Source organism: Pseudochelatococcus sp., from assembly GCF_050946405.1.
Classification (GTDB): Bacteria; Pseudomonadota; Alphaproteobacteria; order Rhizobiales; family Beijerinckiaceae; genus Pseudochelatococcus.
Window position 1 is genome coordinate 28,208 of the sequence record NZ_JBMNUS010000015.1, and the last position, 22,474, is coordinate 50,681.

At 66.6% G+C, this 22,474-nt stretch carries 25 protein-coding genes and 1 riboswitch; of the genes, 7 read left to right on the forward strand and 18 right to left on the reverse strand.

Annotated features, from left to right (window positions below; translation table 11 throughout):
• Nucleotides 1–2: 2 nt before the first annotated feature.
• Complete coding sequence (gene modA, locus ACOYJQ_RS17530) at nucleotides 3–770, reverse strand: molybdate ABC transporter substrate-binding protein (RefSeq protein ID WP_433460310.1); 768 nt, start codon at nucleotides 768–770, stop codon at nucleotides 3–5.
• 247 nt (nucleotides 771–1,017) lie between these two features.
• Between modA and ACOYJQ_RS17535 the strand changes: the two genes are divergently transcribed.
• A complete protein-coding gene (locus ACOYJQ_RS17535) occupies nucleotides 1,018–1,224 on the forward strand; it encodes a TOBE domain-containing protein (protein ID WP_433460311.1) in 207 nt (68 codons plus the stop codon).
• A gap of 20 nt (nucleotides 1,225–1,244) precedes the next feature.
• Here ACOYJQ_RS17535 and moaA read toward each other — a convergent pair whose 3' ends face one another.
• The 16 genes from moaA to ACOYJQ_RS17615 all read right to left on the reverse strand — a co-directional run bounded on the left by moaA (nucleotide 1,245) and on the right by ACOYJQ_RS17615 (nucleotide 15,266).
• Nucleotides 1,245–2,246 (reverse strand): GTP 3',8-cyclase MoaA, encoded by a 1,002-nt coding sequence (gene moaA / locus ACOYJQ_RS17540; protein ID WP_433460313.1) that lies wholly within the window; start codon nucleotides 2,244–2,246, stop codon nucleotides 1,245–1,247.
• Nucleotides 2,236–2,369, reverse strand: a riboswitch (molybdenum cofactor riboswitch). It overlaps the preceding gene by 11 nt.
• 118 nt (nucleotides 2,370–2,487) lie before the next feature.
• On the reverse strand, nucleotides 2,488–3,675 hold the full coding sequence (locus ACOYJQ_RS17545) for a molybdopterin molybdotransferase MoeA (protein WP_433460314.1): 1,188 nt from the start codon (nucleotides 3,673–3,675) through the stop codon (nucleotides 2,488–2,490).
• Complete coding sequence (moaC, locus tag ACOYJQ_RS17550) at nucleotides 3,672–4,157, reverse strand: cyclic pyranopterin monophosphate synthase MoaC (protein WP_433460315.1); 486 nt, start codon at nucleotides 4,155–4,157, stop codon at nucleotides 3,672–3,674. The genes ACOYJQ_RS17545 and moaC overlap by 4 nt, the downstream gene beginning before the upstream one ends.
• Entirely contained in the window at nucleotides 4,154–4,690 is a 537-nt protein-coding gene (moaB, locus tag ACOYJQ_RS17555) for a molybdenum cofactor biosynthesis protein B (protein WP_433460316.1), read from the reverse strand. Before moaB ends, moaC begins: the two co-directional genes overlap by 4 nt.
• On the reverse strand, nucleotides 4,691–5,164 hold the full coding sequence (locus ACOYJQ_RS17560) for a molybdenum cofactor biosynthesis protein MoaE (RefSeq protein WP_433460317.1): 474 nt from the start codon (nucleotides 5,162–5,164) through the stop codon (nucleotides 4,691–4,693).
• Between the two features lie 3 nt (nucleotides 5,165–5,167).
• On the reverse strand, nucleotides 5,168–5,443 hold the full coding sequence (locus tag ACOYJQ_RS17565) for a MoaD/ThiS family protein (protein ID WP_433460318.1): 276 nt from the start codon (nucleotides 5,441–5,443) through the stop codon (nucleotides 5,168–5,170).
• Between the two features lie 112 nt (nucleotides 5,444–5,555).
• Nucleotides 5,556–6,380, reverse strand: coding sequence for a DNA-binding transcriptional regulator (locus tag ACOYJQ_RS17570; protein ID WP_433460319.1), 825 nt, complete (start codon nucleotides 6,378–6,380; stop codon nucleotides 5,556–5,558).
• Nucleotides 6,381–6,418: 38 nt separating this feature from the next.
• Nucleotides 6,419–7,264 carry a fumarylacetoacetate hydrolase family protein gene (locus ACOYJQ_RS17575; RefSeq protein WP_433460320.1) on the reverse strand — a complete coding sequence of 282 codons (846 nt, stop codon included), beginning with the start codon at nucleotides 7,262–7,264 and terminating at the stop codon, nucleotides 6,419–6,421.
• A 4-nt stretch (nucleotides 7,265–7,268) separates the two neighbouring features.
• Nucleotides 7,269–8,783 carry a bifunctional 3-(3-hydroxy-phenyl)propionate/3-hydroxycinnamic acid hydroxylase gene (locus ACOYJQ_RS17580; RefSeq protein WP_433460321.1) on the reverse strand — a complete coding sequence of 505 codons (1,515 nt, stop codon included), beginning with the start codon at nucleotides 8,781–8,783 and terminating at the stop codon, nucleotides 7,269–7,271.
• 9 nt (nucleotides 8,784–8,792) lie between these two features.
• Nucleotides 8,793–9,773, reverse strand: coding sequence for a VOC family protein (locus ACOYJQ_RS17585; protein ID WP_433460322.1), 981 nt, complete (start codon nucleotides 9,771–9,773; stop codon nucleotides 8,793–8,795).
• Nucleotides 9,774–9,890: 117 nt separating this feature from the next.
• Nucleotides 9,891–10,886, reverse strand: a complete 996-nt coding sequence (locus ACOYJQ_RS17590) for a TRAP transporter substrate-binding protein (RefSeq protein ID WP_433460323.1) — start codon at nucleotides 10,884–10,886, stop codon at nucleotides 9,891–9,893.
• Between the two features lie 37 nt (nucleotides 10,887–10,923).
• A complete protein-coding gene (locus ACOYJQ_RS17595) occupies nucleotides 10,924–12,234 on the reverse strand; it encodes a TRAP transporter large permease (RefSeq protein ID WP_433460324.1) in 1,311 nt (436 codons plus the stop codon).
• 3 nt (nucleotides 12,235–12,237) lie between these two features.
• Nucleotides 12,238–12,714, reverse strand: a complete 477-nt coding sequence (locus ACOYJQ_RS17600) for a TRAP transporter small permease (protein WP_433460325.1) — start codon at nucleotides 12,712–12,714, stop codon at nucleotides 12,238–12,240.
• A 252-nt stretch (nucleotides 12,715–12,966) separates the two neighbouring features.
• Nucleotides 12,967–13,536: a carboxymuconolactone decarboxylase family protein gene (locus ACOYJQ_RS17605; protein ID WP_433460326.1), complete on the reverse strand. Its 570-nt coding sequence runs from the start codon at nucleotides 13,534–13,536 to the stop codon at nucleotides 12,967–12,969.
• A 291-nt stretch (nucleotides 13,537–13,827) separates the two neighbouring features.
• Complete coding sequence (locus ACOYJQ_RS17610; RefSeq protein WP_433460328.1) at nucleotides 13,828–14,517, reverse strand: 3-oxoacid CoA-transferase subunit B; 690 nt, start codon at nucleotides 14,515–14,517, stop codon at nucleotides 13,828–13,830.
• The gene (locus ACOYJQ_RS17615) at nucleotides 14,514–15,266 is read right to left on the reverse strand and encodes a 3-oxoacid CoA-transferase subunit A (protein WP_433460329.1); all 753 of its coding nucleotides are present in this window, start codon (nucleotides 15,264–15,266) and stop codon (nucleotides 14,514–14,516) included. Before ACOYJQ_RS17615 ends, ACOYJQ_RS17610 begins: the two co-directional genes overlap by 4 nt.
• 264 nt (nucleotides 15,267–15,530) lie before the next feature.
• On the opposite strand from ACOYJQ_RS17615, the gene ACOYJQ_RS17620 reads away from it, so the two are divergent.
• The 3 genes from ACOYJQ_RS17620 to ACOYJQ_RS17630 all read left to right on the forward strand — a co-directional run bounded on the left by ACOYJQ_RS17620 (nucleotide 15,531) and on the right by ACOYJQ_RS17630 (nucleotide 18,204).
• A complete protein-coding gene (locus ACOYJQ_RS17620; protein WP_433460330.1) occupies nucleotides 15,531–16,292 on the forward strand; it encodes an IclR family transcriptional regulator domain-containing protein in 762 nt (253 codons plus the stop codon).
• 307 nt (nucleotides 16,293–16,599) lie between these two features.
• Nucleotides 16,600–17,220, forward strand: coding sequence for an acetate uptake transporter (locus tag ACOYJQ_RS17625; RefSeq protein WP_433460332.1), 621 nt, complete (start codon nucleotides 16,600–16,602; stop codon nucleotides 17,218–17,220).
• 288 nt (nucleotides 17,221–17,508) lie between these two features.
• A complete protein-coding gene (locus ACOYJQ_RS17630) occupies nucleotides 17,509–18,204 on the forward strand; it encodes a GntR family transcriptional regulator (protein WP_433460333.1) in 696 nt (231 codons plus the stop codon).
• A gap of 77 nt (nucleotides 18,205–18,281) precedes the next feature.
• Here ACOYJQ_RS17630 and ACOYJQ_RS17635 read toward each other — a convergent pair whose 3' ends face one another.
• Nucleotides 18,282–19,511 (reverse strand): alpha-hydroxy acid oxidase, encoded by a 1,230-nt coding sequence (locus ACOYJQ_RS17635; protein ID WP_433460334.1) that lies wholly within the window; start codon nucleotides 19,509–19,511, stop codon nucleotides 18,282–18,284.
• A 119-nt stretch (nucleotides 19,512–19,630) separates the two neighbouring features.
• Here ACOYJQ_RS17635 and ACOYJQ_RS17640 point away from each other — a divergent pair, with 119 nt between their 5' ends.
• The 3 genes from ACOYJQ_RS17640 (at nucleotide 19,631) to ACOYJQ_RS17650 (ending at nucleotide 22,372) form a co-directional block, all read left to right on the forward strand.
• A complete protein-coding gene (locus ACOYJQ_RS17640; protein ID WP_433460335.1) occupies nucleotides 19,631–20,647 on the forward strand; it encodes an ABC transporter substrate-binding protein in 1,017 nt (338 codons plus the stop codon).
• Between the two features lie 71 nt (nucleotides 20,648–20,718).
• The gene (locus ACOYJQ_RS17645) at nucleotides 20,719–21,492 is read left to right on the forward strand and encodes an ABC transporter ATP-binding protein (RefSeq protein WP_433460336.1); all 774 of its coding nucleotides are present in this window, start codon (nucleotides 20,719–20,721) and stop codon (nucleotides 21,490–21,492) included.
• Nucleotides 21,493–21,502: 10 nt separating this feature from the next.
• Nucleotides 21,503–22,372: an ABC transporter permease gene (locus ACOYJQ_RS17650; RefSeq protein WP_433460337.1), complete on the forward strand. Its 870-nt coding sequence runs from the start codon at nucleotides 21,503–21,505 to the stop codon at nucleotides 22,370–22,372.
• Nucleotides 22,373–22,474 lie beyond the last annotated feature (102 nt).

Below are 22,474 nucleotides of genomic sequence, written 5' to 3' on the forward strand. Positions count from 1 at the left end.
CATCAAGGTTTGGTGAAGCCGAGGCGGCCATAGACGGCCTGCGCTTCCCCGCCGGTGAGGAAACCGATGAGCTTGCGCGCCTCCGGGCCGTCCGCTTTCGTGACGACGGCGAAGGGATAGGTCACGGGCGCGTGCGACTCCTTCGGGAACACGCCGACGATGCGCACGCCCTGCGAGACGGCGGCGTCCGTTTCATAGACGATGCCGAGCGGCGCTTCGCCGCGCTCCACCAGCAGCAGCGCCGAACGCACGTTGTCCGCCCGCGCCAGACGCGGCTCGATCGTATCCCACTGGCCGAGCCAGGTGAGCGCCTGCCTGGCGTAGTTCCCCACCGGCACATGCTGCGGATCCCCCGTCGCCAGGCGATTGCCCTCGCCGAGCAGCGCCGCGATGTCCGTTTCCTTCGTCAGTTCGACGCTCAGGGTGCTGTCTTTCGGCGCGACCAGCACCAGCCGGTTGCCGATGGGCGAGACGCGCGTTTCCGTGACGATGAGGTTGCGCTCCTGCGCCCAGTCCATCCAGCGCTCGTCAGCGGAGATGAAGATGCTCGCATCCGCGCCCTGCTCGATCTGGCGCACCAGCGTGGAGGAGGCGGCGAAGCTGAACCCGAATGGCGCATTGCCCCTGGCCACCCACAGATCGTTCACCTGCCGGATCGCATCCGTCAGGCTCGCCGCCGCGAAAACGGTCTGTTGGGCCTGCGCGAAGGCCATTCCCGGCAACAGCGCCGACATGAAGAACAAGGCGACAGCGATAAACCGCGATACCATTTCCTGCCTCTCCCGTGCTGAACGAACGGAGCGGGTTGTCGAACCCGCCGCATCGCTACGAATGGCACACAGCCTACAGGCACGGCGAAGGGGCGATGAGCGGTTTCCGGCCATGCTTTACCTTTATCAAGCGGACGGCCGAAGAATTCATTGCCCCGGCCCGGTATCCATCGCTGCCGGCGGATGACGATCCCTGTATGGTGGCACGGGTGGCGCAAGGGCCACGGCCGGATCAGGAGAGACAGTCATGAAAATCAGCGCGCGCAACGTGCTCGAAGGCAAGATCGTCGACATCGTGAAGGGTGCGACCACCGCGCATGTCCGCATCGACGTGGGCGGCAACGTCATCACTTCCTCCATCACCAACGAGGCCGTGGACGACCTGAAGCTGGCCGTCGGCCAGACCGCCTATGCGATCATCAAGGCTTCCGACGTGATTGTCGGAACGGATTGAACCCCGCGATCCCGGCGCCCTCACCCGCCGACCTGCGCGAGATTGCGCGTCGCGCCGGGATCGTTTTCGTGCAGGAAATGGGTTGCCGCCTTGCCCGAAAGCGCCCGTTTCACCCGCGCGCCGAGTTCCGGCATGTCCGCGTCGTCCTGAAGGAGATCGCGCAGGTCGAGGCCGCCGTCGCCGAACAGACACAGGCGCAGCTTGCCGCGCGCCGTCACGCGCAACCGGTTGCAGGTGTCGCAGAAGCCGGGAGCGTAGGGCGCGATGAGGCCGATGCGCCCGGCATGGTCGGGCCGGGTGTATTCGACGGCCGGCCCGTCGTCGAAGCGCCGTTCCGCCCGCGACCAGCCGTGCGCCTCAAGCCATTCACACAGCACCATGCCGCCCGTATGATGAGCGGCGAAATAGTCTCCATTGTCGCCGGTGCGCATCAGCTCGATGAAGCGGACGGCGACGGGACGATGCCGGACGAAACGCGCCCAGTCGTCAAAGCCCTTCGCCGCCGTTTCCCGCAGCAGCACCGCATTGACCTTGACCGACGGCAACCCCATGCCGATGGCGAGATCGACGCCCGCGAGCACATCCGCCAGACGGTCATGCCCGGTGATGGCGTGGAAATCGCCGGCATCGAGGGAGTCGATGCTGACGTTGAGGTTGGTGAGCCCGGCCGCCCGCCACTCCGGCAGCTTGTGGCGCAGGTTCCAGCCGTTCGTGGTCAGCGCGACCTTGCCGATGCCGGGCGTGGCGGCAACGGCCGCGATGATGGCGGCAAGATCCTTGCGCACCGCGGGCTCGCCGCCCGTCAGCCTGATCTTGGATATGCCGAGACCGGCAAAGGCGCGCACGAGGCGGGTGATTTCATCGACGGCCAGATATGATGCCGGCGCCGCGCCGTCCGCCTTGCGCCAGCCGTTCGGCAGGCAGTACGTACAGCGGAAATTGCACACTTCGGTGATCGACAGGCGAAGATAGTGAAACCGGCGCCTGTGCCCGTCCAGCAAGGCCGGCGGCTGAAAATTCATGGAAGCTCCTTTCCAATCGCGGGAGGCGCACGGGTTTCCCCGCGCACCCTTTGGCCCGTCAGGGCCCGGCCCCGTATCCATGGCGCGCGCTTTAGGACAGGGGGCTCGGAGCAGATGCTGAAATCACTCTAGTCGAGGGCGAAGGCGAAGGCTTTGACGGTTCCCGCTCCGGCGGTTGACCGTCATCAATGCCGCTCCCCGCTTATGACAGCCGGAGGATGCCGGGCGCGCGCCCGCGGCCTTATAACGGGAGGATGGCGACTTCCTCGCCGGCGGGCAGCGCCCCCGCCCCGGCGGCGCGGCGGATGAGGATGCGGCTGACGCCCAGCGCCGCCTGCGCGCTGGAATCCTGATTGCCGACGAAAACCGCCCTGCCGTCGTGCAACTGCCCGCGATAGAAGGTCTCGCGATCGCCCGTTTCCGGCGCGCTTTCCCCGAGGGAGGCGCGCTGCCATTGCCACGCTGCTCCCGCCCCGCGCCCGGAAAGACCCGCCACCAGCGGGGCAAGAAAGAGCCGCGCCGTCACCAGCGCCGATCCCGGATTGCCCGGCAGCCCGACGACGACGCGCTCGCCCGCGCGGCTCATCCACACCGGCTTGCCGGGCTTCATGGCGACTTTCGAGAACACCGGCTCCATCGCAGCCCCGCGAAACATGTCGCGTGCATGGTCGCGCTCTCCCACCGAGGCGCCTCCGGTGACGACGACGATGTCGCCGCACGCCAGCGCCTCGCCCGCTCCCCGTTCGAGTTCTTCGAGCGTGTCGGCGATGCGCAGGCGCAGAACGACCGTCCCGCCGAAAACCTCCGCCAGCGCAGCGATCCCGACCGACACGCTGTCGGGCACCGCCCCCGCCCGCAGATGCGCGGCGCCGGGCGCCGCCAGTTCATCGCCCGTGGCGAGAATGGCGATGCGCGGCTGGCGTATGGCGCACACCTCGCTGATGTCGGCGCCGGCGGCGGCGATCAGCGCCTGCGGCGTAAGCGCGATACCGGCCGGCAAGATCGTCTCGCCCGCGAAGAAATCGGACCCGACAGGCCGGATATTCCGGCCGCCCGATGGCGTCTGGCCGAGGAAGGCCAGCCCGTTCGACTGGCCGACCTGCTCCTGGATGACGACGCGATCGAAACCGGGCGGCACGACCGCTCCGGTGAATATTCTCACGCAGGCCCCCGGCCCCGCCTTCTTGCCGAAGGGCCGCCCGGCATAGGATTCCCCCGCCACGCGCAGCTTCACCGGGGCCTGCGCCACGTCGCCGTCGCGCACGGCATAGCCGTCCATGGCCGAGGTCGGGAAAGCCGGCGCGGTGCGCGGCGCGACGACCGGTCGGGCGAGCACGCGGCCGGCCGCACGGTCGAGCGGCACCTGTTCCATGCCGAGCGGTTGCGCCAATTGCCGGACCAGCGCTACGGCCTCATCGAAGGAAATCACGATCCCGCCCGCCAGTCGCCGGAACGTCCGCCGGATTTCGAGACGAGACGGATCTCGCCGATCATCATGTCACGGTCGAGCGCCTTCAGCATGTCGTAGAGCGTCAGGCACGCGACGCTGACGGCGGTGAGCGCCTCCATTTCCACGCCTGTGGGGCCGTTGGTGCGGGTTTCGGCGCGCACGCGGAAACCCGGCAGGGCCGCGTCGGCCTCGATGGTGACTTTCGCCCTGGTCAGGAAAAGCGGATGGCATAGCGGAATGAGGTCCGCGGTGCGCTTGGCGCCCATGATGCCGGCGATCTCGGCTGTGGTGAGCACCGCGCCCTTGGGCGCGCGCCCGGCGACAACGGCCTCGACGGTCGCCGGCAGGCAGCGCAGCGCGCCCTCCGCCACCGCGATCCTGTCGGTGAGCGGCTTGCCGGAGACGTCGACCATCCGCGCGCGCCCCGTTTCGTCGAGATGAGTCAGGTTCCTGTCGTTCATGGGCATATTCCCCGATATCGCGGAATCTGCCCCACCAGCGAGCAGGGGCGGAAACGGCTGTCGAGTTCCAGCGCCAGCACGCCGTCCCACGCGTCGCGGCAGGCGCCGGTGGAGCCGGGAATGCAGAAGATGAAGGCATCGCCGATCTGCCCCGCCAGCGCCCGCGACTGCAAGGTGGAAACCCCCACCGTGCCGAGGCTGACCTGATGGAACACCACGGAGAAGCCGTCCATCGTCCTGCGCAACAGCGGCGCGACGGCTTCCGGCGTCACGTCGCGCGGCGAGAAGCCCGTCCCTCCCGTGGTGAGGATGATGTCGATGCCGGGCTCGCCCGCCCAGCCGCCGACGACGGCGCGGATGGCGTCGATGTCGTCGGTCACGATCCGGCGATCCGCCAGAACATGCCCCGCCGCCTGCAACCGGGCCGCCAGCAGCGCGCCGGAGGTATCGCTCGCCTCGTCGCGGGTGTCGGAAACGGTCAGCACCGCGATGTTCAGCGGATGGAAGGGAAGGGTTTCGTCGATGCCAGCCATTCATTCGCTCCAGCGGGACCGGTCGTCGCGGTCCCGGTTCGTCGGTTCGATCCACCGCGCGCCGTCCGGGCCGACTTCCTTTTTCCAGAGAACGGCCTCGGTCTTGAGCCGGTCCATCATGTAGTCGGCGGCCTTGAAAGCCTCGCGGCGATGCGCCGACGCCGCCGCGACGAAGACGATCGGCGCGCGCGCGGGCACGACGCCGCACCGATGCACGATGGTCGCCGCGACGATGCCGAACCGCGCCAGCGCCTCCGTGCCGATGTCCCGGATCGACCGTTCCGTCATGCCGGGATACCAGTCGAGTTCGAGGTGATCGAGCGCCGCGCCCGCCGCGTCCCGCGCCCGCACCAGGCCGGTGAACGAGACCACCGCGCCGGCGTCGCCCGCCTCTGCCGTAAAGCGGGAGAGTTCGGCGGCCGGGTCGATGGCCTGTTCCGAGAGGCGAAACGGCTCGGGATGAAACGCGTTCATGCCTCAGCCTCCCGACACGGCGGAAAAGAATGCGATCTCCTGCCCCGGAAAAACCGGCGTATCATCGCTCGCAACCACCTTGTCGACGGCCGCGCGCGTGCCGGCCCCGAGCAGCGGCGGCGCGGCGGGAGAGCCGAACATGGTTTCGAGCCGGCCGCGCAAGTCCCCGATCCGCATCCCCGAAACGGGAATCGGGACAGCGAGGCTTCGGCCGAAGCGGTCCGACACGCGGCCGAAGAACAGCACGGTCACGGATGCTTCCTGACGCATGTCGGACATGGGGCCTCCATCGGAATACCGCTCGCGCCGGCGGCGTCTTGCAACCCGTATTTTCATAGCAGGGCGCTGCGAAAGGCTGCTTGTCGGCGATCAAGTTCGGGCATGATACAACTCAAACCGAATGCGCGTCCGATGGCATCGCCCCGCCGCTTTCGTCCAGCGCCTCAGCGACGCCCGCCGCGATCTCGCGCAACGGCGCCTCGCAGCTTGCCAGCGCCTGCGGCACCGTCATGACGCTGCGGATCCAGATCACGGAAATGCAGGCCGGCACCGCGCCGCCCGAGCGGACGGGAAAGGCGACGGAACTCGTCCGCGGGCGAAACTCGCCCGAATCGCGAACGGCGTAGCCGCGATGAACGACATCGGCCAGCATCGGCCGAAGGTAGCGTTCCTCGAGATAGGGGCCGTCGGCCGGATCGTTCAGCCGCCGGATATGCTCGACGATGAGACGACGCTCCTCGGCCTCGCAAAAGGCCAGATAGCAGCGGCCGGCGGAAGAACGCAGCACCGGCAGCCGGTAGCCGATCATGCCCCGGTCGATCGACAGCGGGCTGCGGCCGTGGGTCGTCTCCTGAATGACCATCGCCGCATTGTCGTAGATAGAGATGTCGAGCGGCCAGACGATCCGGGGAGCGTATTGCCCGAAAAGCCGCCCGGCCGCCTGACAGAGGCGGGAAGTGACGGCATAGCCGTCGCCGAGGGAAGCCGCGAGGCGCGTCACCCGCACCCTGTTGGAGGTAGGCGAGAAACTGACGTATCCTTCCTCCTCCAGCGTCTCCAGCAGGCGATAGACGGTGGGGCGCGGAATGCCGGTGGCGCGGGCGATCTCGCCCGCGCTGGCTTCTCCCGCGGCATTGATCTGCCGCAGGATGGCGAGGCCGCGATTCAGCGACCGAACACCGTCTCTCTTCCGGTTAGCCGTCTCGTTTTCGACCATGCGGCTATCCTGCCACAAGCGCCGAAAGCGGGAAAGGATCACGCACGCTCCGCTGTCACCGGGTTGGAGAGCACGCCGATCCCCGAGATTTCCACCTCGCTGACATCGCCTTCCTTCAGCCACAGCGGCGGGTTGCGCCGCGCGCCGACGCCGCCCGGCGTGCCCGACACGATCACGTCGCCCGGCAGCAGCGGCAGGATGGTGGAGATATAGGCGATCAGCGCCGGGATCGGCGTGATGAGCAGATCCGTCGTCGTGTCCTGCACCACCTTGCCGTTCAGGCGCGTCACCAGCCGCAGCGTCGCCGGATCGGGGATTTCGTCCGCCGTCACCATCCACGGCCCGAAGGCGCCGGTACCGGCGAAGCTCTTGCCCGGCAGGAACTGCGCGGTATGGCGCTGCCAGTCGCGGATGGAGCCGTCGTTGTAGCAGGCATAGCCCGCCACGTAGGACAGCGCCTCGGCCTCGGGGATGCGGCGGCCTTCGCGGCCGATGATCACCGCAAGCTCGCCCTCGTAGTCGAACTCGTCGGATTCCAGCGGCTTGACCAGCGGCGCGCCGTGGCCGATCTGGCTGCCGGAGAAACGCGCGAAGAGCACCGGCTTTTCGGTGACGGTGCGGCCGGTCTCCTGCACATGCGCATGATAGTTCAGCCCCACGCAGATAATCTTGTCGGGGTTCGGGATCACCGGAGCGAACTTCACGGCGTCGAGCGCGAAATCGGCCGGCGCGTCCGCCAGCGCCCGCGCGCGGTCAAGATCGCCGGCGGCGAGGAAGTCGCGCAGCGTCGTTTCGGGAAAGCGCGCGCCGAGATCGACGATTCCGGCCTCGGTGACAAGGCCGTAGCTCGCGCGGCCGTCATGGGTGAAGGATGACAGTTTCATGGGATCAGACCAGCTCCGGTGTGGTGGTGGATAAAGGCGAGGGTAGCACCTGATTCAGCAGCGCGGCCAGCGTTTCCGGCGTCTCGGCGGTGCCGTGGACGAAGCGGTCGGGGCGCAGCAGCGCCGCGCGGGTTTCGAAGCGGGCGAGATGGCGGGCGACATCGGGCGCGCCGGCGGTGGTGACGAGCGCCACGCCGTCCGGCGGCCGCACGCCGGCGGCCAGCGCCGCATCCGCGACCAGCACGAATCGATGGCCGACGGCATCGTCCATCAACCGTCCGTCCGCCAGCGCCGGCTGGCCGAACAGCCGCCCCGCGTGCGGCCCGCCGCCAAGGCCGGGACCGAGCGGCGGGTGAATGGACTCCATCTTCGAACCGCCGTCCGGCTGCGGCATCGCCGCGCGCAACGCGGCCTCGGTGCCCGCGGTGTTGATGAGCCCGCCGAGGCGGACCGCGGTGGCGATGTATTCGGCGGCGTTTGGCTTGCGCTCGGACTGATAGCTGTCGAGAAGCGCCTCCCCGCCGACGCCGCGGCAGGCGAGCGCCAGTTTCCAGCCGAGATTCGCCGCATCGCGAATGCCGGCGCACATGCCCTGCCCCATGAAAGGCGGCGTCTGGTGCGCGGCGTCGCCCGCGATGAACAGCCGCCCCTGCCGCCAGCAGCCGGCCACCAGCGAATGAAAGACGTAAACGGCCGTGCGTTCGAGTTCCGCATCCTCGGGCGCGATCCAGCGCGACAGCAGCTTCCATACTTCCGCCGGCGTCGCGATGCGCGTCGCGTCTTCCTCAGGCAGGACGGTGATTTCCCACCGCCGGCGATTGAAGGGGCCGCGCACGTAGGTGGCGGGGCGCGCCGGATCGCAATACTGGACCGAATGATCGCCCAGTTCCGGCATGTCGCGCTTGAGCAGCGCGTCGATCACCAGCCAGCGCTCGTGAAAACCATAATCCTCCATCGGACTTTCGATGAAGCGGCGCACCAGCGAGCGTGCCCCGTCGCAACCCACCGCGTATTGCGCGCGGACGCGGTGGATGCGGCCCCTCGCCATGTCCTCGTAGCGCAGATGGACGTGGCTGCCCCGGTCTTCCACCAGAAAAACCTCGCTGCGGTTGCGCACCGTCACCTGCGGGCGGGCGCTCATGCCCTCGCGCAGGAGGCGCTCCAGGTCCGGCTGGTGAAAGCGATAGTTCGAGCGCCAGCCCTGCGCGCCGGTCTCCTGCGGGCGCGGCCAGTCGAGCAGCAGCCGGCCCCGCGGGTCCACGAAGCGCATGCCGGGATGGCGCGCCGTCAGCGGCTCGATCTTGTCGGCAACGCCGATCCACTGGAAGACGCGCATCACCTCGCCGTCGAAATGCACGGCGCGCGGCAGGTGGTAGTGCGCGCCCTCGCGCTCCAGCACCAGCGTGCGAACCCCGCAGAGGCCGAGCAGGTGGGCCAGCACCGCGCCCGTCGGCCCGTAGCCGATAATGGCGACATCGAACTCCTCCTCGCCCGCCGGGCGAGTGATGGACTGCAACATTGCTTCCTCCTACCGGCCCTGTTTCGCCAGTTCGCCATAGAGCCACGGGCAATCGACGACGGCCGGCGCGCGCAAGCCTCTGGCGGCGGCGTCGAGCCGCATGTCGCGCAGCCGCTTGCGGCCGCCTTCTTCCGTCAGGTAAAGCCGCTCATGCCCCCAGAAGCTCGGCCCGTCCGTCGTCTCGTGCGGCGTCCAGGCGGCCGGGTCGATCTGCCGGCCGCCCCAGCCGTTCTCGACGAAGAAGCCGGAGGGGGAGTGCGCGTAGAACGATGTCATGTAGTCGTTCGTATGCCGCCCGAGCGTATAGGCGACGCGCCCCTCCTGCCGACAGGCGAGATCGTAGCCCTGCCCCACGTCGTCCAGGTTGCAGAACTCCACCATGAAGTGATGGAAGCCCTGTTGGCCGGAGCCGACCATGGCGAAGCTGTGATGGCGGCCGTTCACGTGGAAGAAATAGAGCCCGTAGGGCTGAAGGCCGTAGTCGGAGACGTGGAAGTCGAGCAGGTCCCGGTAGAAGGGCATCATGATCCCGATGTCGCGCACATGCAGCACCGCATGGCCCATGCCCAGCGGGCCGGTCCTGAAGCCGCTGATGGACCGGCCGGGCACGAAGGGATCGGCAGCCAGCATCGGCTTCCAGAACAGCTCCATCCGGTTGCCCATCGGGTCGTCGAAGGCGATCAGCTCCGTGACGAGGCGCTGCCCGGCGAGCGCCTTCGGGGCGCGAAACACACGGGTGCCGGCGCGCTCCAGCCGCGCGGCGTAAGCATCGAGATCCGCGAGATGCTCGACCTCCCAGCCCATGAAGGCGAGCGTCTCGCCCGGCTCGTGGGCGACGATCAGGCGCTGGGCCTTGTCGTCCATGCGAAAGGCCAGCGACTTGCCGCCCCGGTCGATCTTCTGCATTCCCAGAAGCTTGCCGGCGAAATCCGACCAGTCGTCCAGCCGGTCGGACCGTATGCCGATATATCCCAATGCCGTCACGGACATGGCGCAACTCCCCGTCCCTGTTGTGTGATTGCCGATAAGCGGGATGATCCCATCCGGCCGGAGGCGGCTCCAGCAAAAGGCCCGCCCCGTCCGTCTGGCGGACGGGGCGCGGCGGCGTCAGCCTCCCGACGCCGCTTTCGCCTTCGCCAGCGTCGCGCTCGCCGCCGCGCGATCGGGCTGGGCGGCGATCCAGATGTCCGGCGCGCGGGTGACGACGGCATTCCAGGCGGCGGCCTCGTCGTCCGCGGGGTCGATGAACGTCACCTTGTTCGCATCGCGAAAGCTCTTCTCGATCTCCGCGTCGGCGGTATCGACGATATCCGCGATCCATTCGGCGGTCGCGCGGCCGGCCAGTTCGTCCAACACCTTGCGGTCGGCCTCGGGCATCGACTCGTAGGCGGCCCTGTTCATGAGGATCGCCATCGGGCTTGCGGTCAGCCGCGTGGAGGTGATGGCGGGCGCCACCTCGTTCAGACGGAAAGTCTTGTAGGCGTCGAACACCCAGACCGCGCCGGCGACCACGCCGCGTTCGAGGTTCTCGTAGACCTGCGGCGCGGGGATGGAGACGCCCGAGGCGCCCATCAGCGCCAGAAGCTCGGAAGCGAAGGGCGACGGCGTGCGCAGTTTCAGCCCCGCGAGATCCGCCGGCTTGCGCGCGCCGCGCGACGTGAAGATGCGATAGCCGGGCGTGGTGAACAGGGCGATCACCTTGTAGTCGGCATATTCGCCGGCGAGCGTGCCGTCGTCGGCCAGCGCGTTCAGCACCGCCGCCCCGCGCGTCGCGGAAGGCGCGACGCCCGGCAACTCAACCACGCCCGAGAGCGGGAAAAGGCCGGGCGTATAATTCGTCACCACGAGGGCGACATCGGCCACGCCCGCCTTCACCAGTTCGGCCTGGGCGGGCGCCGCTCCCAGAATGCCGCCCGGATAGAGCCTGAACCGCGATCCCGCCGTCAGCTTCGGGTTGATCCGGTCGATCCACGCCTGCAACACCTGCCGGGAATAGAAGCCCAGCGGCGGTTCGAAGCTCGAGACACGGAACTCGCGCGCCTCGGCTGGCAGCGCGGCGGCGACAAGCAGCAGGGCCGCCAGCAGATGCTTGATCCTGGTCATTGTATTGTCCTCCCTCCGGATGATTGTCGCGGCTGCTTCAGAAAGCGTTCTGCGGCAGCCACAAGGCGATGATCGGAAAAGCGATCAGCAGCGCGAGACGGATGAGATCGGCCACGATGAAGGGCACCACGCCCTTCCAGAGATCCAGCATCCGGTATTCGGGATTGGTGGTTTTCAGCACGAACAGGTTCATGCCGCCCGGCGGCGTGATCAGGCCGAGTTCCACGATCACCACCGCATAGATGCCGAACCACACGAGATCCACGCCCGCCGCCTGACAGATCGGCACGAACAGCGGGATGGTCAGCAGCAGCATCGCCAGCTCGTCCATCAGCATGCCGAGAACGAAGTAGATGGCGGTCATCACCAGGATCACGACCATGGGATTGTCCATGACGCCGCTGAACATGCCGGTGAGGAGGAAAGGCAGCCCCGACAGGGCGAGAAAGAAGTTGAACAGGTTCGCCGCGATCAGCACCAGATAGAGCGCGCCGCAGGTGGCGGCCGTGTCGAGCGCGGCGAGAACGAACCCTTGCAGCGACAGGCGGCGTGAAAGCACCCCATAGGCCAGCACCACCGCCGCGCCTACCGCCGCCGTCTCGTTGGCCGTGAAGACGCCCGAATAGAGCCCGCCGATCACCAGCCCGAACACCCCGAGGGCGGGCAGCATCTCACGCACCGCCGCGCGCTTTTCCGCAAGGCTCGCCCGGCCGCGGCTGACGCCGTCGAAACCGGAGTTGCCGAAGACGAGCGACGCATGGACCGCGAGGCAATAGAGCAGGATCGCCAGCGCGACCGGCCCCGCCGTGGCAAGCATCAAGGCCCTGATGGATTGTTCGGCCAGGAAGGCATAGACGACCAGGATGGTCGAGGGCGGGATCAGGATGCCGAGCGTGCCGCCGGCTGCGACCGTCCCGGACGCGAGCGCGCGCGGATAGCCCGCCCGCTCCATCTCCGGCAGGGCGATGCGGCCCATCGTGGCGGTGGTGGCCAGCGACGAGCCGGCGATCATGCCGAAGCCCGCCGAAGCGCCGATGGTGGCGAGCGCCAGCCCGCCGCGCCGGTGGCCGATCAGCGTCGTCATCGCCTGAAACAGACGCGAGGACAGGCCGCACTGGATGGCCAGATTGCCCATCAGCACGAAAAGCGGCAGCATGGTCAGCGTGTAATTGGTGACGGATTCCCAGATCGTCGTCGCACCCATCGCCACCGTCGCATGGGGGCCGAGCACCAGCATGCAGCCGCCGATGCCCACGAGCCCCATCGCCACGCCGACCGGCACTTCCAGCATGATCAGGATGACGGTGGCGGCGAAGGCGCCCCCGCCCAGCAGAAGTTCGTTGCCCACGATTCAGCGTTCCTTCCGGATCTCGCGCCACAGGCCCGCCACGGCCCCGGCCAGCGACATGCCCATCGTGGCCGCGACGACGGCGAGCAGGACGTCCATTCTCAGGCCGATGTCGCGGGTCGTTTCGGGGCTGCCCCACTTGTCCCAGACATTGGACGCCATGATCCACAGCAGCAGCGCCGCGAACAGGGCGGAGCTTGCCGCCCCCAGCAGGCCGAGGGGCCGGGCCATCCGGCGCGGCATCATTTCGCTGAGAAGCTTCGCCGTCACATGGCTGCGCAACAGGTAGCAGACGGGTATCGACACCAGAGCGCCGAGGCCGATGGCGAAGCTCGTGGCCTCGATGGCCGCGGGCACGTTCAGCCGGAAGGGCCTGATCGCGACGTCGATGACGGTCACCGCCGCCCCGGCCAGAAAGCAGATCGCGGCGGCGGCCAGCAATCCGTCGGCGACCCCGGACCGGTGGGGACGCGTGCTCATGCCGCCACCGGACGGACGGCATGCCTCGACCGTCCCGCCGGAAAATGGCGGCGCGAAATGCACAGATACATGAACTTTCCTCCCGAACCCGTTGTTCTGTTTTTTGTATGGTATCAACGCATCCAGCGTCGGGTATGCGCCGGTCAGAGCCTATCGCCGCCCCTTCGGACAGGGTAATGGAATATGCCGGCTGTCCGCCTGGCGGACAGCCGATGCCGCCGGAACGGACGCTTTTTCCCCGGACACGGAAAATCAGGCACGGGAGTGCGTCTCCCGCTCCGGCCGGAGCGGCCGCGCCGCCAGCTCGGCGGCGACGGTTGCGTCGACCGGCGTGTCGAAGCTCTTCACGATGAAGCCCAGCGACATATAGAAGCCCACGGTGGCGATGAGGTCAAAGAGCCCCTCGACGCCCACGAGGCCCTCGACCTTTTCCCGCGTCGCCGGTTGCAGGGCATGACGAAGCACCAGGTCATCCACGGCCTGCGCCAGCGTCCCGTCCGCCTCCTCCATTTCCTCGGGAGAGCCCGCGATGGAGGCGATGCGCCTGTCGGACATGCCGCATGCCCTGCCGCGACTGACGTGGTGCGACCACTCGTAGGCGGCGTCCAGCCGATGACCGGTGCGCAGGATGACGACCTCGCTGAACTGCCGGCCGAGCGCGTTGCGCACCACCACGTGATCGCGCAGCGGCGCCCATGCCAGCAGCAGGCGGGGATGATGCGCCATCGTGCGGTAGACGTTAAGCTGCGTCGCGAAGCTTCCCCGCAAGGCTTCCGCCTCTTCGGGCCAGCGGTCGTCGTCGATCGGTTCGAAATGCGTCATGTTGCGCGCCTCCATCAGATCCCGAAACGGAAAAGGGCCGGCGCGCCACGATGCGCGCCGGCGATGACGATCGCCAGGAACCCCTGACTAGAGTAGTTTGCGTTCAAGTCGATTGATCGATTTGAACGCAAGTTGCGGTAAAATATAGAATTTAAGCAGCGTGACGATTCCGCTTGAATGCACGCCGCTCTGGAGCGTTTCATCGTTTCGTTGAAACGTAGAAATGCTCTATCTTATTGACTTGACGCTTTTTCTTCACGCAAATCGGTATCCGCTTTGCTTGAAAACGCTCTAGATATCCGGCACGATCAGGTCGATTACCGGACTGTCGATGACGAGTTCGGCGCCGGTCAACGACTGCAATCTTTCGAGCGTGACGGCGGGCAGCTTCTCGCGCAGCACGAAGCGGCCGTCCGCGATGTCGATCACCGCGAGGCTCGTGTAGACGCGCGTCACGCAGCCCACGCCGGTGAGCGGCAGGGTGCAGCGCTCCACCAGCTTGGGCTCGCCCTTTTTCGTGACATGCTCGGTGATGACCGCCACGCGTCCGGCGCCGTGCACGAGATCCATGGCGCCGCCCACCGCCGGCACGCCCCCGGCGCCGACGCTCCAGTTCGCGAGATCGCCGTTCTGCGCCACCTGATAGGCGCCGAGGATCGCAACGTCGAGATGCCCGCCGCGCACCATGGCGAAGCTGTCGGCGTGGTGGAAGAAGGCTGCGCCGGGCTTCAGCGTCACCGCCTTCTTGCCGGCATTGATCAGGTCCCAGTCTTCCTCACCCGCCGGCGGAGCCTCGCCGAAATCGAGGATGCCGTTCTCCGTGTGGAAGATCGCCTCGCGGCCGGGCGGCTGATAGCGCGCCACCGCTTCCGGCAGGCCGATGCCGAGGTTCACGTAGGCTCCGTCCGCGATATCCTGCGCCGCCCGCCAGGCGATGGCGGCGTTGGAGAGCCTGATGGTTTCGTAGGCTGTGCCGGTCATGGGCGGGGTCCTTCGGAACGGGTCGCCTCGGGATAGCGCGCATCGGCGCGGTTGAGCACCTCTTCCTGCATCGGCCCGGCGATCTCGACCACGCGATCCACGAAGATGCCCGGCGTCACGACATGCTCGGGATCGATGCCGCCGGGCGGAACGATCCGCGCGGCCTGCACGATGGTCGTGCGCGCCGCCATGCACATCAGCGGATTGAAGTTGCGCGCCGCCTTGCGGTAGGTGAGGTTGCCGCGGGCGTCCGCGACCTCCGCCTTGACGAGCGCGAAATCGGCCTTCAGCCAGCGCTCCCGCACGTAAGGACGGCCGTCGAACTCGGCCACGGGCTTGCCGCGCGCCAGTTCCGTGCCGTAGGATGTCGGCGTGTAGAAAGCGGGGATGCCCGCCCCGCCCGCGCGAATGCGCTCGGCGAGCGTGCCCTGCGGCACCAGTTCCAGCTCGATCTCTCCCGCGAGATATCTGTCGGTGAAAACCCGCGGATCGGCCGAGCGGGGAAAAGAGCACACGAGCTTGCGCACCATGCCGGCCGCGATCAGCGCGGCGAGCCCGACATGGCCGTTGCCCGCGTTGTTGTTGATGACCGTCAGTTCCTTCGGGTCGCCGGTCTCTCCATAACGGTCGATCAGGGCGTGCATGAGTTCGATCGGCGCGCCCGATCCGCCGAAACCGCCGATCATCACCACCGCTCCGTCGCCGATATCCGCCACCGCTTCGGCGGCACTCAGCACCGTCTTGTCCATTCGCTCCCCCTTTCACCGTCCGGCCCCAAAGCGGACGTGCGCCCCGGCCCGGATACGGCTCTTCGGGCCGGGGAAACCCGATACGGCAAGAAACAACTGCGGCAAGAAACAACATAACCGTTTGTTTTGACGTGTTTTCTCAACGCGATCGGCATCCGCCGCGCTTGCGAACGCTATAGGCGCCCCGGCTGGACGGCAACATGATTTGTGCGATATATGTTATTTGTTCGATTATCGCACGATCATCAACCGGAGCGCATGCCGATGGACATCAGCCAGCGGGACACGATGGGCGGGCTCGCCAAGGGCCTGGCGATCATCGAGACCTTCACGGCCGACAGACCGCGCCAATCCATCGCGGAAGCCGCGTCCGCGAGCGGGCTTGACCGGGCGACCGCGCGCCGGTGCCTGCTGACGCTCGCGCAACTGGGCTACGCGGACTATGACGGGAAGTTCTTCACGCTCACGCCGCGCGTGCTGCGCCTCGGCACGGCCTGCCTGGCGACCATGCCGCTGCCGCAGGTCGTGCAGCCGTGGCTGGACCGTCTGTCCGATCAACTCGGCGAGAGCACCTCCGTATCGATCCTCGACGGCGACGAGATCGTCTACGTGGCCCGCGCGGCGCAGCGGAAGGTGATGTCGATCGCGCTGATGCCCGGCTCGCGCCTGCCCGCCTATTGCACCTCCATGGGCCGGGTGCTGCTCGCCGCCCTGCCGGAAGACGAGGCGTCGCGGCGGCTCGCCCGCTCCCCGCTCGCGGCGCGAACGGCGCTGACACTGACCGATGCCGGGGAAGTGATGGCGCGGGTGCGGCTGGCGCGCGAACAGGGTTACGCGATAATCGATCAGGAAGTCGAGATGGGCCTGCGTTCCATCGCCGTCCCGCTTCTCAACGCGCGCGGCGTCACGGTGGCGGCGCTCAACCTGGGCTTGCCCGCCATCGGAGAAGCTGCCGGATGCCTTGTCAGCCGCTACCTGCCGGCGCTGCAAGCGATCAGGGACGAAATCAGGAAGAGCCTGCGCTGAATGCGTAAAGGCGGCGCGAGGCGGGAGCCCGCGTCATGCGGCGTGTCGCAGCGCGGCCGGCCGTGGCCATGTCCGGGCGCCGGGGCGCCGGTGCAATTTTTATCGGATCGATACGCGCAAGGACTTTTCCCGTTTCCACTCATCATTCTGAAGCGAATAGCAATTCATCGCCTGTCCCGGAGGCTGGCAACGGCTCCGATTTTCCCTGCTTCGAGAATCCTCAAAATCAAACCGTCACCGCGACCCAGTATAAGCCTCGAACTGGAACCGCCGTTTTTTCCGACGCAACTCTTTTCATGGACCTCCGATGAATATAACCCTCGCTTCACAGTCTCCCCCGGTTGCGGCCCCGCCTGTCGTCTCGCCCGAGACGAACAGGCACGGCAACCCGGCCGTCGTCGGTCTGGCAGGCTTCGGCATGACCACGCTGCTTCTGCAATTCCACAATGTCGGTTGGGCGTCGCTCGGTCCGGTGATCGGGCTCGGCGTCGTGTTCGGCGGCCTGGCGCAGTTCATCGCCGGTTTACAGGAAGCGAAGACCGGCAACAATTTCGGCTACTGCGCCTTCACCTCCTACGGGGCGTTCTGGATCGCGTTCTGCCTGATCCAGATCGCCAGCGAGACGGGGCTGTTTCCGGTCAGCGCCGCGGACGTGGGCTGGTTCCTCGTCGTCTGGACGATCTACACCGCGATCATGACGGTGGGCGCCATGCGCATCAGCACCGGGCTCGGGCTCGTCTTCATCACGCTGCTGATCGGTTTCATCCTGCTCGTCATCGGACATTTCGGCGCGCCGGTGTTCAATGTCATTGCCGGTTACGAACTGATGATCTGCGCCGCGCTTGCGCTCTATGTCATGGCGCACACGATCTTTCTCGACGTGTTCGGCCATGACGTCCTGCCGGTCGGCAAGCCGATGATCCGCTGACGCAGGCCCGACGCGCCATCCGCTTCATTTGCCGAGGTTTGCGTTTGACCCGGCCCCGCTTCAAACGCAAACCGCTCGCATGAAAGGCGGAAATGCTCCGCTCCCCCGATATCCGGCAAAACGGGCGACGGCCGAAGCGGCGGCTCGAACAAAAGCCGTTCCGCGGCATCGTCATGCATTCTTCCCCATGGTCGTGGTTCATGGTCATGGTTCGCATTGGCCATTCGCAACTGATGTAGTAGTGTATATATCGAACACTATCTGAACCAGAAGCGACGTCCACAGCTCATGGCCCTTCCCGATTCGTCCGAACGCTTCGTCTTTGATCGCACCCGGCAGGCCGCGCCGCAAATCGCCGATTACCTGCGCGAGAAAATCCTCTCCCTGGAACTAGCGCCGGGTCTGGCCATGTCGCGCGCCGATCTCCAGAAACAGTTCGGTCTCAGCCAGACGCCGGTACGCGATGCGCTCCTCAAGCTGGAAGAGGAAGGTCTGGTCACGGTCTTTCCACAATATGCCACATTGGTTTCGCGGGTGAACCTGCGGCAGGCGCGGCAGGCGCATTTCATGCGCCGCGCGATCGAGGCCGACGTGGTGCGCCTGCTGGCGGAAAACCGGACCGACGCGCTCGTGACAGACCTGAGAAAAGCCAACGCCCTGGTGCGCGTGGAGGCGGAAGCGGCCGACCACGCGGCCTTTCTCGTCGCCGACCGCGCCTTCCACCAGACCATGTTCCAGCATGCCGACATGATGATCGTGTGGTCGCTGGTCCGCAATTCCAGCGGACATCTCGACCGCCTGCGCCGCCTCAACCTCAAGAATGTCGGCGTCGATCGCATCGTCCGCCAGCACGAGGACGTGATCGACGCCATCGACAAGGGGGACCCGGATCGCGCCGAGGCGGCCCTGCGGACCCACCTTGCCAACACGCTCGCCTTGCTCGAACGGGTCGTCGGCGAATTCCCGGAGTATATCGAACGCTGACGGCCGTCAGAGGCTTTCCGCGTTTCGTTGAAACGCAAAAACCCTCTCACTTTTCGATTCGAGCGAATTCTGATCGATTATCGGAACGCGCTCTGGCAATCGGCCGGGAGTTCCCTGAAACCCGACAGGAACAGATGCTCCGGGCCGATCTGCTCAAGGCCCGTCAGCCCGAGCATGCCGAGGTCCGCATGCAGTTGCGACCCCATCAGCGCGATCGCGTGGGATACGCCGTCGGCCCCGCCAAGCGCGGCCGCGTAGTTGAACGGCCGACCGAGAAAGACAAAGCGCGCGCCGAGAGCGAGAGCCTTCAGGATATCCGTGCCGCGCCGGAAGCCGCTGTCGATCATGACCGGCATCCCGCCCGCCACCGACACCGCCGCCCGCAATCCCCGCATGGGCGAGACGGTGTAATCGAGCTGCCTGCCGCCATGGTTCGACAGGATCACGCCGTCCGCCCCGCTTTCCCGCGCCCGCCGGACGTCGCCGGGTGCGAGCAGGCCCTTGACGATGAGCCGGCCCTTCCATCTGCCGCGCACGAAGCGGAGCACATCCCAGGAAGTCGATTCGCGCCCGGAGAAATCGCGCACGGCCTGGCGCGACAGCAGCGGCGCGCCGCGCGCCGCTCCGGCGTTCTCGAAATGCGGCATGCCGTGCAGGAACGTCCGCAGGAAAGTGCCGACCGCCCAGCGCGGATGCGTGACGCCGCTCCGGAACAGCGCGAAGTTCGGGCGCAGCGGGGTCCTGTAGCCGTCGCGCAGGTTGTTTTCCCGGCTCGGCACGACATTGGCGTCGACGGTCATGACGAAGGTGGTCACGCCGGCCGCCGCGACGCGCGCCAGCAGCGCGGCAATTCCGTCTTCCTGCGCCGAAAGGTAGCCTTGATACCATGCATCGGGGTTCGCCGCGACGATATCCTCGAACCTGATGAGCGAGGCCGCGGAAACGATCATGGGAATGTTCGCCCGCCGCGCCGCCGCCGCCAGCGAGATGTCGCCGCGATATCCTGTCAGGGCGCTGACCCCCATCGGCGCGATTCCGAACGGCAGCGCGTGCCGGCCGTCGAACAGCGGACATTCGAGCTGCCGCGCGCTGACGTCGCGCAGGGCGCGCGGAACGAAACCGATCTCATCGAACACCGCGCGGTTGTCGCGCATCGCGGCCAGGGTTTCGGCGCCGCCGGAGACATAGCCGAACACCGGCGCGGGCAGGAAGCGCCGCGCGGCCGGCTCCAGATCCTCAAGGGAAAAGATCCGCCGCATGGCGCGGGGCGGCCTCTCGGGAAAGCTCCACCGGTTCCGGGCGTTCATCGGTTTCCTCCGTTCCGTTCACTCTTGCGGAATGCGCGGTTGACATCTAATGCATTAGTGCGCAAGAATGTTATTATGCTTCCAGAAGTGGAGCAATCAAATTTGCTTGGGAGGAAAGAATGATGAACCGCAGACAGGTGCTCGCCGGCATGGCGGGCGCCGCAGGCGCCGTGGCAGCGCCCGGCCCCTTGTTCGCGCAGGCCAGGGACACGGTTTCCATCAGCCGCCAGCTCGGGATTCTTTATATTCCGACTCACGTGATGGAGTCGCAGAAGCTCATCGAGAAGCACGCGGAGAAACTCGGCCTGCCGGGTTTCAGCGTCAACTGGATGTCCTTCGCCAACAGCAGCGCGCAGCAGGACGCCCTGCTTTCCGGCGGGGTCGACATCATCAACGCGGGCGCCGGGCCGCTGCTACTGCTGTGGGACCGCACCAAAGGCCGCGTCAAGGGCATCACCGCCTGCTCCGCCCAGCCCGTCAATCTGATCACCCGCGACCCGCGGATCAAGTCCCTTGAAGATTTCGGCGGCAACGACAAGATCGCGGTGCCGACGATCAGGATCTCGACGCAATCGATCCTGCTGCAAATGCAGGCGCGCAAGCTGTTCGGCGACAGCGGCTGGAACCATTTCGACCCCATGACCGTGCAGCTCGGCCATGCCGACGCCTATGTCGCCCTGCGCAACCCGACCCATGAGGTCAGGAGCCATTTCGCGGCGCCGCCCTACGACTTCTACGCGCTGAAGAACGTGCCGGACGCCCGCCTGCTCATCCGTTCGTCGGAGATCATCGGCGGGCCGCTATCCCAGGGCCAGTTCATCACGACGACCGGTTTCGCGGAAAAGAACGAAATCGTCCTGCGCGCGCTCCGGGCAGCCGGCGAAGAGGCCAGGGACTTCATCGAGAACGATATCGGGGCGGCTGTCGATATCTACAAGACGGTCACGGGAGACAAGACGGAAGCGTCGCTCCTGATCGATATGTTCAGGCAACCGGAAATGATGCAGTGGGAGATATTCCCGCAAGGCACCCTGAAATTCGCCGAGCACCTGCACTTTACCGGGGCGATCAAGAACATGCCGGAATCCTGGAAAGATTTCTATCTGCCGATATCGCACGACCTGACAGGCAACTGACCGGCTGCGGCCGGCCGAGGCCCTGTCGCGGCGGGCCGCCCCTTCCCTGTCCATGCCAGAAGGTTTCCTGAATGGCCAACACCCCCCTTCTCAACGCGTCGTCGGTGACGCTGCGCTACAAGACGCCCGGTTTGATCGTGACCGCGACCGAGCGCGTCTCTTTCCAGGTCAACACCTCGGACCGATTCATCCTTCTGGGGCCGTCGGGCTGCGGAAAGTCGACGATTCTCAAGGCTGTGGGCGGTTACATCCGCCCCAGCGAGGGCGAGATCACGATCAAGGGCCGCAAGGTCGAGGGGCCTGGTCCCGACCGGATGATGGTCTTTCAGGAGTTCGATCAGTTGCTGCCCTGGAAGACGGTGGTCGAGAACGTGATGTTCCCGCTCATCGACGCCCGGAAGATGAGCAAGGCGGAAGCCCGCGACAGGGCCTGCCACTATATCGAGAAGGTCAATCTCACCCGCGCCCTGAACGCCTATCCGCACACGCTGTCGGGCGGGATGAAGCAGCGCGTGGCCATCGCCCGCGGCATGGCGATGGAGCCGGACATCCTGCTGATGGACGAGCCCTTCGCGGCCCTCGACGCCCTGACGCGCCGGACCTGTCAGGACCAGTTGCTCGAACTGTGGAGCGACACGAAGTTCACCGTGATGTTCGTCACGCATTCCATCGCCGAGGCCATCAAGATCGGCAACCGCATCCTGCTGCTCTCGCCTCATCCGGGCCGGGTCAAGGCCGAGGCCATCGACGTCGACAAGGCGTCCACGCTCGACGGCTCGGCGGGCATCCTCGAAAAGGAAATCAGCGACATGCTGTTCTCCGCAGAATCCGTTCATGCCGAGTGAGATGACGAACATGACCGAAAGCGTGACCACCCGCGGCCCCCGGATCGAGCTGCGCGAGGCGGCCGGCAGCTCCGACATCGCCGGGAAGGAACTCGGCGCCCTCGAGAAGCTCTGGAACGTCGGCTTCGTGCGCAAGACCGCGATCATCCTGCTGCTCGCCCTGCTGTGGGAAATCTACGGCCGCTGGCTCGACAACCCGCTCATCTTCCCGACCCTCACCGATACCGTCCTCTCGCTGTGGTCCAATGTGGCCAGCGGCGTGCTGCCCGCCCGGATATCCGCATCGCTTCAGGTGCTGCTGGTGGGTTACGCGATCGGCGTGCTCGCCGCGGGCGCCCTGACGGTCGCCGCCATCAACACGCGGATCGGGTCCGATTTCCTCGAAACGATGACGGCCATGCTTTCGCCGCTGCCGGCCATCGCCCTCCTGCCGCTGGCGCTGATCTGGTTCGGGCTCGGGCCGTCCAGCATCATCTTCATCCTCGTCCATTCCGTGCTGTGGCCGGTGGCCCTCAACACCCATTCGGGCTTCCGCTCCGTGTCGCCGACGCTGCGCATGGTCGGCCGCAACTACGGCCTCCACGGTCTCGGCTACATCTTCAAGATCCTGGTGCCGGCGGGATTTCCCTCCATTCTCGCCGGGCTGAAGATCGGCTGGGCTTTCGCCTGGCGCACGCTGGTGGCGGCGGAACTCGTCTTCGGGGTCTCCTCGGGACAGGGCGGGCTCGGCTGGTTCATTTTCGAGAACAGGAACCTGCTCGATATTCCGGCGGTCTTCGCCGGCCTGCTTTCGGTGATCCTCATCGGCCTGCTGGTGGAGAACGTCATTTTCCGCACGATCGAGCAGCGCACCATCGCGAGATGGGGCATGCAGCACTGAGCGCTTTTCGATCGGATGGAATCATCTGATCGACAGGAATTCGCTCCCGATCGGAAAGCCTCTGACATTCAGGGCCCATCTGACATTCAGGGCCCATGTCCA